This is a genomic window from Pseudomonas sp. AK106 (assembly GCF_053903055.1).
The window spans coordinates 5533952-5546848 of sequence record NZ_CP096426.1; the positions used below are offsets into that span (position 1 = coordinate 5533952).

12 protein-coding genes are annotated in these 12897 nt (G+C 60.9%); 6 read left to right on the top strand and 6 right to left on the bottom strand.

Going from position 1 to position 12897, the window contains the following annotated elements; all coding sequences use genetic code 11:
* The first annotated feature begins 345 nt into the window (after positions 1–345).
* Positions 346–2346: a transketolase gene (gene tkt / locus M1E04_RS24335; RefSeq protein ID WP_244656908.1), complete on the top strand. Its 2001-nt coding sequence runs from the start codon at positions 346–348 to the stop codon at positions 2344–2346.
* Between the two features lie 64 nt (positions 2347–2410).
* Here the strand turns inward: tkt and M1E04_RS24340 are convergent, their stop codons facing one another.
* Both M1E04_RS24340 and pdxR read right to left on the bottom strand, forming a co-directional pair.
* Positions 2411–3622: a YeeE/YedE family protein gene (locus tag M1E04_RS24340; RefSeq protein ID WP_456292165.1), complete on the bottom strand. Its 1212-nt coding sequence runs from the start codon at positions 3620–3622 to the stop codon at positions 2411–2413.
* 91 nt (positions 3623–3713) lie between these two features.
* A complete protein-coding gene (gene pdxR / locus M1E04_RS24345; RefSeq protein ID WP_456292166.1) occupies positions 3714–5261 on the bottom strand; it encodes a MocR-like pyridoxine biosynthesis transcription factor PdxR in 1548 nt (515 codons plus the stop codon).
* Between the two features lie 89 nt (positions 5262–5350).
* Here pdxR and M1E04_RS24350 point away from each other — a divergent pair, with 89 nt between their 5' ends.
* From M1E04_RS24350 to M1E04_RS24360, 3 genes are read left to right on the top strand one after another with little or no spacing between them, the layout of a single operon-like run.
* On the top strand, positions 5351–5992 hold the full coding sequence (locus M1E04_RS24350) for an FMN-binding negative transcriptional regulator (protein WP_456292167.1): 642 nt from the start codon (positions 5351–5353) through the stop codon (positions 5990–5992).
* Positions 5985–6431, top strand: coding sequence for a GNAT family N-acetyltransferase (locus M1E04_RS24355; RefSeq protein ID WP_410935095.1), 447 nt, complete (start codon positions 5985–5987; stop codon positions 6429–6431). Before M1E04_RS24350 ends, M1E04_RS24355 begins: the two co-directional genes overlap by 8 nt.
* Positions 6432–6448: 17 nt before the next feature.
* Complete coding sequence (locus tag M1E04_RS24360; protein ID WP_456292168.1) at positions 6449–7120, top strand: GNAT family N-acetyltransferase; 672 nt, start codon at positions 6449–6451, stop codon at positions 7118–7120.
* Between the two features lie 133 nt (positions 7121–7253).
* Here M1E04_RS24360 and oadA read toward each other — a convergent pair whose 3' ends face one another.
* Both oadA and M1E04_RS24370 read right to left on the bottom strand, forming a co-directional pair.
* On the bottom strand, positions 7254–9062 hold the full coding sequence (oadA, locus tag M1E04_RS24365; RefSeq protein ID WP_456292169.1) for a sodium-extruding oxaloacetate decarboxylase subunit alpha: 1809 nt from the start codon (positions 9060–9062) through the stop codon (positions 7254–7256).
* A 103-nt stretch (positions 9063–9165) separates the two neighbouring features.
* Positions 9166–10581, bottom strand: a complete 1416-nt coding sequence (locus M1E04_RS24370; protein ID WP_192130624.1) for an acetyl-CoA carboxylase biotin carboxylase subunit — start codon at positions 10579–10581, stop codon at positions 9166–9168.
* Between the two features lie 195 nt (positions 10582–10776).
* Between M1E04_RS24370 and M1E04_RS24375 the strand changes: the two genes are divergently transcribed.
* Positions 10777–11727, top strand: coding sequence for a LysR family transcriptional regulator (locus M1E04_RS24375; RefSeq protein ID WP_192130623.1), 951 nt, complete (start codon positions 10777–10779; stop codon positions 11725–11727).
* Here M1E04_RS24375 and M1E04_RS24380 read toward each other — a convergent pair.
* Positions 11681–11911, bottom strand: a complete 231-nt coding sequence (locus M1E04_RS24380) for a PA3496 family putative envelope integrity protein (protein WP_192130622.1) — start codon at positions 11909–11911, stop codon at positions 11681–11683. The genes M1E04_RS24375 and M1E04_RS24380 overlap by 47 nt on opposite strands.
* Between M1E04_RS24380 and M1E04_RS24385 the strand changes: the two genes are divergently transcribed.
* Complete coding sequence (locus tag M1E04_RS24385) at positions 11801–12040, top strand: hypothetical protein (RefSeq protein WP_296305884.1); 240 nt, start codon at positions 11801–11803, stop codon at positions 12038–12040. The genes M1E04_RS24380 and M1E04_RS24385 overlap by 111 nt on opposite strands.
* Here M1E04_RS24385 and hexR read toward each other — a convergent pair.
* The gene (hexR, locus tag M1E04_RS24390) at positions 12021–12887 is read right to left on the bottom strand and encodes a transcriptional regulator HexR (protein ID WP_065988147.1); all 867 of its coding nucleotides are present in this window, start codon (positions 12885–12887) and stop codon (positions 12021–12023) included. The genes M1E04_RS24385 and hexR overlap by 20 nt on opposite strands.
* Between the last annotated feature and the right edge of the window lie 10 nt (positions 12888–12897).

Consider the following 12897-nt stretch of genomic DNA (forward strand, 5'->3'; position numbering starts at 1 on the left):
GCCACCCCCGTCGCAATACGTTGAATCAGTCGGCAAAGGCTCGACCCACAGCTTCGAATACCTGCGGGCAAGTTCGTTCGTTACGACCACAGGCTAAATGTAACCAATTACTCTAGGAAAGCTGAATCGGTTCTCCCCCGAGCCGGCTGACAGATTGTTCATGGAACGATAACGCCCTCCCTGTGCTCAACACCTATCTGGATGTTTCAGCTACCCGTCACGAGGAGAACGTTAATGAGCTCGTCTGCCAATACTCCCTCCACCGAACGATCAGGCGCTGCGCGCACGTTCACGCCGCACACCGACCGCGACCAACTGACCATCAATACCATTCGCACCCTGGCCATGGATGCCGTGCAGAAAGCCAATTCCGGCCACCCCGGCACGCCTATGGCGCTGGCACCTGTCGGCTACACGCTGTGGAAAGATTTCCTGCGTTATCACCCGGAACACCCTGACTGGCCAAACCGGGACCGCTTTGTGCTATCGGTCGGCCACGCTTCGATGCTGCTTTATTCGCTGCTGCACCTGGCAGGTGTGATCGAGATCGACGAGCACGGCAAACCATCGGGCAAGCCTGCGGTGAGCCTCGAGGACATCAAGCAGTTTCGTCAGATGGACTCCAAAACTCCGGGCCATCCTGAATACCGCATGACCACCGGCGTAGAGACCACCACTGGCCCGCTGGGCCAAGGCTGCGCCAACAGCGTCGGCATGGCGATGGGCGAGCGCTGGCTGGGCGAGCACTTCAACAAGCCCGGCGCTACGCTGTTCGATTACAGCGTTTACGTGCTGTGCGGCGATGGCGACATGATGGAAGGCGTCACCGCAGAAGCGGCTTCACTTGCCGGACATTTGAAGCTGTCGAACCTGTGCTGGATCTACGACAACAACACCATCAGCATCGAAGGCCATACCGAGCTGGCTTACAGCGACGATGTGCAGAAGCGTTTCGAGGGCTACGGCTGGAAAACCCTGCACGTCAAAGACGCCAACGACGCCAACGCCCTGGCAAAAGCGCTGCAGACCTTTCAGCAAACCAGCGATGCACCGACCTTGATCGTGGTTGACAGCATCATTGGCTTCGGTTCTCCCAATAAGCACAACACGTCTGCCGCCCACGGCGAACCGCTGGGCGATGACGAAATCAAGCTGACGAAAAAAGCCTACGGCTGGGATGAAAACAGCAGCTTCCTGGTGCCGGAAGATGCCCGCCATTGCCTGCGTGATGCATTGCTGGAGCGCGGCGGCAGCGATTACGACGCCTGGCTGGCGACCTTCAACCAGTTTGAAAAGGACCAGCCCGACCTCGCTGATCAGCTCAAGCGCATGCGTGCCGGTGAAATGCCCGAAGGCTGGCAGGACAAGGAGATGCGTTTTGAAGCGGACGCCAAAGGCATCGCCTCGCGCGCTTCCGGTGGCAAGGTGCTGAATGCATTTGCCGAACAAATCCCTTGGCTGATCGGTGGCTCGGCCGACCTTTCGCCGTCGACCAAAACCAACCTGACGTTTGATGGGGCAGGCAGCTTCGAAGCAGGCAATTACGGCGGTCGAAACCTGCACTTCGGTATCCGCGAACATGCCATGGGTTCCATTGCCAATGGCCTGGCTCTGTCATACATCCGCCCATACACCTCGACCTTTCTGGTGTTCAGCGATTACATGAAGCCACCGATCCGTCTGGCGTCGATCATGGAATTGCCGGTTATCTTCGTATTTACCCATGACTCCATTGGCGTCGGCGAGGACGGCCCGACCCACCAGCCTATCGAGCAACTGACTCAGCTGCGTGCGACACCGGGTGTGCTGACGATTCGTCCGGGCGATGCCAACGAAACGGCCCAAGCCTGGAAAATTGCACTGGCGCAAACCAGCAGGCCGTCGTGCCTGGTGCTGTCGCGTCAGCCGCTGCCAACCCTTGATCGCTCGAAATACGCGAGCGCCGAGGGCTTAACCAAAGGCGCTTATGTGCTGGCCGATGCGGTGGAAGGCAAAGTGGACGTCATCCTGATCGCCACCGGCAGCGAGGTCGGCATGACCGTCGAGGCGTTCGAGAAGCTCAAAGCCGAGGGGGTCGCGGCGCGAGTGGTGTCGATGCCGAGCTGGGAACTGTTCGAGGATCAGGACAAGGCCTATCGCGACGGCGTGCTGCCGCCGGACGTTAAAGCCCGGGTGGTGGTGGAGCAGGCAGGGCCGGTGGGCTGGGATCGGTATGTCGGTCAGACCGGCGCGAAGATCGTGATGAACACCTTCGGTGCGTCGGCTCCCATCGACAAACTGCAGGCCAAATACGGATTCACGGCGGAAAACATCGCCAAGCGGGCGAAAGAGCAAATCGCCGGTTAAATCCTGCTTAAGAGCGCTTGCCCGCAATCGCGGGCAAGCGCCCTCCTTCATTTAGATCACTCGATCAGCATCCGGTCAATACAGCGGGCCGACGCTCACCCGCAAAGAAGAACGGCCGAATCCTCACGCCCACTGCGTTGCCTGCGAAGGCAGCGACCAGCCAAAGCCAGCCGTGCAGGCTGCCTGAGGCGATGCCGCTGAAGTACGCGCCGATGTTGCAGCCGTACGCCAGGCGCGAGCCGTAGCCCAGCAACAGTCCGCCAATCACTGCCGCGATCAACGAGCGTGTCGGGATTTTCAGACTCGGGGCGAATCGTCCTGCAAGACCCGCCGCCACTGCTGCACCCAGCATGATGCCGATGTCCATGACGGTGGTGATGTCCTCCCACACCGGCGCGGCCAACGCCTTGGCGTTTGCTGGCATCTGCCAAAACGGCCAGCTGCCCACATCCACGCCCAAACCACCGGCGACCTTTGCGCCCCACAGCGCGAAAGCCGAGGTGATTCCCCAGGGACGACCTGCCAATGCCAGCGTGGCGTAATTGAGCAGCGCCAACCCTACCGCGCCCCACACCAGCGGCCAGGGGCCACGGAGGAAACGGCGCAAGCCAACGTGCTCACTGGTGACGGCCGCTTCCAGCTCCCCATGCCGACGCTTTTCCAGCGTGACGGTCACAAGGGCGATGACCGCGAACAGGGCCAGGCTCATGAGCAGCGCGGGCATGACACCGAAGCTTTTGACGATGGAGGTGGCAGGAAACGACGGCAGCGAGAACCACCAATCGACGTGATGGGTGGCAATCAGCGAGCCAATGATGAAGAACAGCAGGGTCACGAGCATCCTCGCATTGCCGCCGCCGACGGTGAACAGCGTGCCAGACGCACAGCCGCCGCCCATTTGCATGCCGATGCCGAAGATGAAGGCGCCGAAGACTACGGACACACCGGCCGGGGCCACGAGGCCGGTGACCGGCGTGCCGAACAGCGTACCGGCACCCAGCGCGGGGAAAAACAGCACCACCGCGACGGCCAGCATCACCATTTGCGCGCGTAAACCGGCACCGCGTCGCTCGTTGATAAATACCCGCCAGGCCGAGGTGAAGCCGAACGCAGCGTGATAGAGCGTCAGGCCCAGCGCGGCGCCAACGATCAGTAATAGCACTTGCCTGCCGCCAACGGCCGATTGCAGGAAAAGAGCGCCGACCACCAACAAGAGGAAGGCGATCAGCGGCGCGCCAAGCTTGCGCTGCGGCGCCGCAGAGAGAAGAAGACTCATGGGCGTATCTCGGAGAAGGATTGCGATGGGCGCGAGTATACGCCGGTGTCTGCGGGATGACGCGCCGACGCCGCCACCGGCTTCAGCCCCCTCAAACCCGCCAGACGCTTCGCAACCGCGCCAGCGCCGAGGCGATGTCGGCCTCAGGCACCGCCGCAAATCCCAATACCAGCCCGGCCCGATCATCCATCGGCGTCTCTGACTCCGGCAGCCAGTACTCACTCAACGGCGCGACCTCGACCCCGACACTTTCCGCTTTGGTCACCAGTTCCGTCTCACGCTCTAACGTGCCCACCGCGACCGTGACATGCAGCCCTGCAACCGGCTTGATCATCGGGCTGCAACCCGCAAGTTCATGGGGCCAGTCGGCCAGTAATGCGTCACGTCGACTCAAGGCAGCCCGGCGCATGCGACGGATGTGCCGCTGAAAGTGACCCGCCGCGATGAACTCGGCCATGACCATTTGCGTGCCGACCTCGGAATGACGCATGTCCACGGCCCGTCGCCGGCTGAACGGCTCTACCAGGTTGCGCGGCAACACCAGATAACCCAGACGCAGGGCCGGAAACGCGACCTTGCCGAAGGTCCCGACATACAGCACGCGACCGCTACGATCCAGCGCTGCCAACGGCGCCAGCGGGGCACCGCTGTAGCGGTACTCGCCGTCGTAGTCGTCTTCGACGATCCAGCCCTGATTGCGCTCGGCCCACGCGAGCAGTTCCAGCCGCCGCGCCAGACTCATGGTCACGCCCATCGGGTATTGATGAGAGGGCGTCACGTACGCCAACTTGCAGCCTGAGTCATCGCGCCCCGGACTGCGCATGCCCTCGGCGTCAACCGCCATGCCCTGCAACGTTGCGCCAGCCACTCCGAAGGCATGACCGGCCGCGCGGTACCCCGGATTTTCGATGGCCACCACGTCGCCCGGCTCCAGCAGCAGCTGTGCACAAAGGGTTATCGCCTGCTGCGCGCCATTGGTGATCACAATTTGCTCAGGTGCGCAGCGGAGATCGCGGGACGTCCTCAAATAAGCCGCGATCAGCTCCCGCAAACGCCATTCGCCGGCCGGGTCGCCATAGCCCAGATGTTGCAAGCCCGGCTTACGCCAGAAAGCCGCGTGCAGCTTGCCCCACGTGTCAAAAGGGAACAGATCGAATGCCGGAACCCCTGTTCGAAACGCCTTCGGCAGGCCGCTTTTCGGGGGTCGTAAATGATGCTGTTCCAGCGTGTTCATCGCCTTGCTGTGGATAAGATTGTTTGACAATTCGGCCGCTACTGTCGGCCATTTTGTGGATAAACCTGTTGATAAGCTTGGTGATAACCCTGTGGACAGCTGTGTGGATAGTTTTTTCGCAGCGGACGGTTGCTCCCTCAACAAGGCGACGTACGTGCCATCGCCAACACGGCTTTCGGTAAAGCCTTCCGCGTAGAGCTGGTCATAGGCACGCATGACGCTGTTGCGAGAAATGCCGAGGGACAAGGCCAGATCCCGGCTCGCCGGCAAGCGCGTGCCTCCCGGTACGCGACCGTCGAGGATGCGCTCGCGCAGCGTCTGATAGAGCTGGCGGCTGAGGCCATGGCGGCGGTTCAGCGCGATGCCGGCGAAATCGAAGGTCAGCGCCGGCGTGGGTACATGCATGGGATTGGCCCTATGAGATTGACCATAAATGGCTCTTACAACGAACCATTAGGCTGCCTAGGATTGGTTCAGCCGCCAAGGAAAATCTCATGTATACGCCCAGCTATTTCAAAGACGAGGACCTCGCCAGCCTGCACCGGCAGATAGATGCCACGCGCCTGGCGACACTGGTCACTTTTGACGAGACCGGTGTGCAAGCGAGCCATATCCCCTTGTTGCTTGAACCCACTCAGGGTCCACACGGCACGCTTTATGGGCATCTGGCCAAGGCCAATCCGCAGTGGAAAGCCCTGGAGACCGGCGCGCAAGCACTGCTGATTTTCCAGGGCGCAGACGCCTACATCAGCCCTTCTTTTTATGCCGCCAAGGCCGAGCACGGCAAAGTGGTGCCCACCTGGAATTATCTGGCGGTGCATGCCTATGGCCGTGCTGACGTGTTCACTGATCCCGCGCGACTGTTGCGGATAGTCACCGGCCTGACCGACAAGCACGAAGCCAGCCGCGCCGAGCCCTGGGCGGTCAGCGACGCACCCGCCGATTACATCGAGAAGATGCTCAACGGCATCGTCGGCTTCGCGATCCCCGTCGAGCGGCTGGAAGGCAAGCGCAAGCTTAACCAGAACCGCAGCGCCGCAGACATCGCGGGGGTAAGCAAAGGCCTGGCACTCAGCCAGGACCCATCCGATCAGAAAATCGCTCAATTGATGAACCAGGGAGCACCGCGTGTCTGACCTCCACATCCGTCCCGTCACCGCCGAAGACCAAGAAGCCTGGTTGCCGTTATGGCATGCCTATCTGAGCTTCTACAAAACCACACTGGCTGACGCGGTCACACAGAGCACTTGGCAACGGTTTCTGGACAGCAGCGAGCCCACCAACGCCGCCCTCGCCTGGCAGGACGGCAAGGCGGTGGGCATGGTGCATTTCATTTATCACCGATCCAACTGGAGCATCGGCAATGCCTGCTACCTGCAGGATTTGCTGGTGGTGCCGGAACAGCGCGGCACGGGCGTTGGCCGCCAACTGATCGAGTACGTTTACGCGACCGCCAAACGGGACGGCGCCGACAAAGTCCATTGGCTCACCCACGAGACCAACGCAACCGCCATTCAGCTCTACGAGCGCATCGCTGAGCGCCCGGGCCTTATTCAATTTCGCAAACCGCTGTAAGACCAGGAACTCTCGATATGTCGGATCTCACTCAGTGGCAACCGGCCAGGCTGCCGGACACGCGCACACTGCAAGGACGCTTCATCCGTCTGGAAAAACTCAACGCCGCCCAGCATGGCGATGGTCTGTGGGAGGCACTGGAAGGCCCGGCCGCTGACCGAAAATTGTGGGATTACCTGTTTGTCGGCCCGTTTCCAGAGCGCGGCGCATTCGATGACTATCTCGCAGGCCTGGAAGGCTCGACCGATCCGTGGTTCTACACCGTCATTGATCAACAGACCGGCGCCATCGACGGCTTTCTGGGCTTGATGTCCATCTTCCCGAGCGCGGGCCGCATCGAAATTGGCCATGTGACCTTCGGCGCGTCGATGCAACGCACGCCCAAGGCAACAGAGGCGGTTTATCTCCTGGCGAAGGAATCTTTCTCGCTGGGCAATCGCCGCCTGGAATGGAAATGCAACGCCAACAATGCCCGCTCCAAGCGCGCGGCCGAACGCTTCGGGTTCAGCTTCGAAGGCACATTCCGCCAACACGCGGTGTTCAAGGGGCAAAACCGGGACACCGCCTGGTACTCGATCATCGACACCGAGTGGCCGGCACTACGGGAGGCGTTCGAAGCATGGCTGGCTGTGGATAACTTTAAGGACGGCCAGCAAATCAGGACGCTGGAGCAACTGCGCGGCAAGTGAGCGCGTTGAAACGAAACAGCCTAAAGCGCCCAGCTTCAGGCAAAAAAAGAGGAGCCACGAGAGCTCCCCCAGAGGTAATCGTTCAGCCTGCCGCGTCTGTGCGCGGCAGGCCGTCAATCTTGCAGCGTCTGTGTCAGTCCTCGATTTCGATCAAAATCTCGCCCGGGTTGACGCGATCGCCTTTCGCGACATGTATGGCTGCGACCTTGCCGGCCACTGCCGCCTGAACTTCGGTCTCCATCTTCATCGCTTCGGTGATCAGCACCGCCTGACCGGCGCGAACGTCATCGCCCTCCTTCACCAGCACATCGACGATATTGCCCGGCATGGAAGTGCTGACATGGCCCGGCTTGCTGGCTTGCGCACGCTTGCCGATGCCGCTGCCAACGAACTCATTGAGCGGCTCGAACACCACTTCTTCCGGCATGCCGTCGATGGACAGATAGAAGTGGCGCTTGCCCTCGGCCTTGACGCCCACGCCAGTGATATCGACGCGGTAGCTTTCGCCGTGAACATCGATCACGAATTCGGTCGGAACGCCCTCGCCGCCTGCTTTAGCGACTGCGCCCGGCTCTGGAATCGGCAGCAAAGGCTCTGGCGCCAGCGTGCCCGCCGCACGTTCTTCGAGAAACTTGCGGCCGATGTCCGGGAACATGGCATAGGTCAGCACGTCCTCTTCGGTGGTGGCCAACGCGCCGATTTCGCCGCGCAGCTTGGTCATTTCAGGCTTCAGCAGGTCGGCCGGGCGCACATCGATCAGCTCTTCACTGCCGATGGCTTGACGGCGCAGGGTCTCGTCCACTTGCCCTGGCGCCTTGCCGTAGCCGCCAGTCAGGTAAAGCTTCACTTCGTTGGTGATGGTTTTGTAGCGCTCACCGGCCAGCACGTTGAAAAAAGCCTGGGTGCCGACGATCTGTGAAGTGGGGGTCACCAACGGCGGATAGCCCAAGTCTTTGCGCACCCGCGGAATCTCGGCCAGCACTTCGCCCATGCGGTTCAACGCGCCCTGCTCTTTGAGCTGGTTGGCGAGGTTGGAGATCATGCCGCCCGGGACCTGATTGACCTGCACACGGGTATCGACCGCCGTGAATTCGCTCTCAAACTGGTGATACTTCTTACGCACCGCGTAGAAATACAGGCCGATTTCCTGCAGCAGCTCCAGGTCCAGGCCGGTGTCGAATTCGCTGCCTTTCAAGGCCGCGACCATCGATTCGGTACCCGGGTGGCTGGTGCCCCAGGCGAAGCTGGAGATCGCGGTGTCGATATGGTCGGCACCGTTTTCGATGGCCTTGAGCTGGCACATCGCGGCCAGGCCCGCGGTGTCGTGGGAGTGAATGAACACCGGCAGCGATTGCTCGGCCTTCAGCGCCTTGACCAGCTCGCCCGTGGCATAGGGGGTCAGCAGACCGGCCATATCCTTGATCGCGACGGAATCACAGCCCATCGCTTCCATTTCTTTGGCTTGCGCCACAAACGCGCCAATGGTGTGCACCGGGCTGGTGGTGTACGCAATGGTGCCTTGAGCATGCTTCCCGGCAGCCTTCACCGCTTCGACCGCGACGCGCAGATTGCGCACGTCGTTCATGGCATCGAAGATCCGGAACACGTCGATACCGTTGTCCGCTGCCTTGGCGACGAATGCCTTGACCACGTCATCGCTGTAGTGTCGATAGCCCAGCAGGTTCTGACCGCGAAGCAGCATTTGCAGACGGGTGTTGGGCAGCGCCGCGCGCAGTTGGCGAAGGCGCTCCCACGGGTCTTCCTTCAGAAAGCGCACGCAGGCGTCGAAGGTCGCACCGCCCCACACTTCCAGCGACCAGTAGCCGACTTTATCGAGCTTGTCGCAGATCGGCAGCATGTCCTCGGTGCGCATGCGGGTCGCCAACAGAGACTGGTGGGCGTCGCGCAGAATAGTATCGGTGACGAAGATTTTCTTGGACATGTTCGGATCTCCTTTTAGCTTCAAGCGGCAAGCTACAAGCGGCAAGTCACAGCGGATCGGCTTCAACTTGCAGCTTGCGGCTTAGCGCTTGCAGCTGGCTTTTTTATAAGCCCGCATGGGCAGCGATGGCGGCGGCGATGGCCAGGGCCAGCTCTTCGGGTTTGCGCTTGATCGAGTAATGGGTCAGCTCGGGATGGCTCTCAACGAAGCTGGTGTTGAACTGGCCGCTGCGGAATTCCGGATTGCGCAGGATTTCCTGGTAGTACGCGGCCGTTGTCTTCACCCCTTGCAGACGCATGTCGTCCAGCGCGCGCAAGCCGCGGTCCATAGCCTCTTCCCAGGTCAGCGCCCAGACGATCAGCTTCAGGCACATGGAGTCGTAATACGGCGGAATGGTGTAGCCGGTGTAGATCGCCGTGTCGGTGCGCACGCCGGGGCCGCCGGGCGCGTAATAACGGGTGATCTTGCCGAAGCTCGGCAGAAAGTTGTTCTTCGGGTCTTCCGCGTTGATGCGGAACTGCAACGCGAAACCGCGATGGATGATGTCTTCCTGCTTGACCGACAGTGGCAGCCCCGACGCAATGCGGATCTGCTCCCGCACGATGTCGATCCCGGTGATTTCCTCGGTGATCGTGTGCTCGACCTGTACGCGGGTGTTCATTTCCATGAAGTACACCTCGCCCTCGGCCAGCAAGAACTCCACGGTGCCGGCGTTCTCGTAGCCCACAGCCTTGGCGGCCCGCACGGACAGGTCGCCGATGTAGGCGCGCTGTTCCGGCGTCAGTTGCGGGCTTGGGGCGATTTCGATGAGCTTCTGGTTGCGGCGCTGGATCGAGCAATCACGCTCGAACAGGTGCACGACATTGCCGAAGCTGTCGCCGAGGATCTGCGCTTCGATGTGCTTGGGATTGACGATGCACTTTTCGAGAAAAACTTCAGCCTTGCCGAACGCCTTGGTGGCCTCGGAAATGACCCGGGGGAACGCCTGCTCCAGTTCTTCCCGGCTGTTGCAGCGACGAATGCCGCGACCGCCGCCGCCGGAAGTGGCCTTGAGCATGACGGGGTAACCGATGCGATCGCCTTCGACCAGTGCTTCGGCGATGTCGGCCACATTGCCCTCCGTGCCGGGCGTCACCGGTACGCCGGCCTTGATCATGCTGCGGCGGGCCTCGGTTTTGTCGCCCATGCGGCGGATCACTTCAGCGGACGGGCCGATGAACTTGATACCCCGTTCGGCGCAGATATCCGCCAGCTCTGCGTTTTCCGACAGAAACCCGTAACCGGGGTGCAATGCGTCGCAGCCGGTTTCAACGGCGAGATTCACCAGCTTGCGAGGGTTCAGATAGCCTTCGAGGGGCTCCGAGCCGATGCCGTAGGCTTCGTCGGCACGCTTGACGTGCAGCGCGTGACGGTCCGCATCGGAATAGATCGCCACCGAGCGGATGCCCATTTCGGCGCAGGCGCGCACGATTCGGACAGCAATTTCCCCACGGTTGGCGATCAGGATTTTTCTTATCACTGGTATCTCCTCGACCGATTAGCAGACGGACCAGATGACTGGCCAATACCGCGCGACATTCCGTAACTGCATGTTGCTCGCAGGTGAAGCCACCCTATGACGAATCAGCAATTAACAAAAATGAGTAAATATTGGGTGAACCATAAGTAAAACCTTATAGTTGCCAGTATCAGTTAGCCGATTAAGGGCAGAAGGATGCGTAAGTCACTGATGCGCATGACATTGCGTCAACTGCGTATTTTCAACGAGGTCTGTGATTTGCGTTCTTACAGTCGAGCGGCTGAGGAAATGTCGCTGACCCAGCCGGCGGTGAGCCTGCAGATGCGTCAGTTGGAAGAGTTGGTCGGCCAGCCGCTGTTCGAATACGTGGGTAAAAAGCTCTATCTCACGGAGGCCGCGGAGGCGCTGCAGCTCGCCAGTCGCGACATTTTCGGTCGGCTGGAGAACCTCGACATGCAGCTGTCCGACATGCAGGGCTCGCTGCAGGGGCAGCTCAAACTGGCGATCGAATCCAGTGCCAAGTATTTCGTCCCCCACCTGTTCGCAGCCTTCAAGCGCAAATATCCGGAGGTGATGCTCAACCTCACGGTCGTCAATCGGGCGCAGGTGATTCGGCGACTCTCGGATAACCGCGATGATCTGGTGGTGATGTCGATGGTCCCCCAGGACATGGGGCTGGAGTTCTTGCCCTTTCTGAATAACCCGATTGTGGCCGTCGCGCCGCCGGATCATCCGTTGACCTTGCTCGCCAATCCGACGCTGAAGGACCTGGAGGCGGCAACGCTGGTGGTACGCGAACAGGGCTCGGGGACGCGCAAGGCCTGCGAGGAGTATTTCAAGGAGAAACGCGTTCACTTCGAGCACACGCTGGAGGTGTCCTCGGCGGAAGCGCAGCGTGAATGCGTGGTGGCGGGGCTCGGCGTCGCACTGCTGACGCGCCATGCACTGAGCCTGGAACTTGCCACTGGCACGCTGATTGAGCTGCCAGTGGCCGAATTGCCGCTGTACCGAAGCTGGTGCGTCGTACAGGCACGGGACAAACGTCTGTCGCCGGTGGCTCACGCGTTCCTGTCATTCATTCGGACAGAGCGTACGCAGATCAGCGAGCTGGTCGCGCGCTTTGATGGACACCTTCCGAAGCGCTAGCGCTCTGCCAGAAATGGGCGCTGGCGCTGTCCAGGTAGCTCGAGAGTTCCTGGTTCAGGCGACGCTCTTCGGAATGGCTTTCGATCGCACGCCGGAACGCCATGCGGCGCTGGTCTTCCTGCTGACGGCGGGTCTTGGTGCTGGAGGTGCTGTGCTGCTGCGAGTCATCGTAGTGCCGAGGCATATCCTGTCTCCCATTCGTGTGCGGGAGTACAGAGTGGCGGGATGCGGTGACGATCAGACGTCGGAAGCGTTACAGCTTGGTGAAGGTTTCAGCATTGCGCCGGTTCAGCTCAATCTTCGGACGATTTGATCGACTTCGGCGACAACCGCAGGCTGCGCAAGCTGCGCTTCACGCTCTTCAAGTGATTGACCAGGCTCGGACCGCGCGCCATCGCGACGCCCATCGCCAGGACATCGATGACCACCAAGTGCGCGATACGTGAGGTCAACGGCGTGTAGATTTCGGTGTCTTCGTGCACGTCAATGGCGAGATTGACCGTGGACAGCTCCGCCAATGGCGTCTGACTCGGGCACAGGGTGATCAGGTTGGCGCCGCTTTCGCGCACCAGGTTGGCCGTGATCAGCAGATCCTTGGAGCGGCCGGACTGCGAGATACACACCGCGACGTCAGTGGGCTTGAGCGTCACAGCCGACATCGCCTGCATGTGCGGATCGGAGTAGGACGCTGCCGTCAGTAACAGACGGAAGAATTTGTGCTGGGCGTCAGCCGCGACCGCACCCGAGGCGCCGAAACCGTAGAACTCGACCCGATGCGCGGCCGCCATGACCGTCACCGCTGCCTGCAAGGCATGGGGGTCGAGCTTTTCGCGCACTTCTATCAGCGTGTGCAGCGTTGTGTCGAAAATCTTAAGGCTGTAATCGGCGACGGAATCGTCTTCGTGGATAGCGAACTGCCCAAAGCTCGCGCCGGCGGCGAGGCTTTGCGCCAGCTTGAGTTTCAGATCCTGAAACCCGGTGCAGCCAATGGCGCGGCAGAAACGCACGATGGTTGGCTCACTGATCCCGACCGCATGCGCCAGGTCGGCCATGGAGCTGTGCATCACGGCCGCCGGATCGAGCAGCACGTGATCGGCTACTTTCAGCTCCGACTTGCGCAAGAGATGGCGTGACTGGGCGATGTGCTGCAACAGATTCAAAGGACAGGAC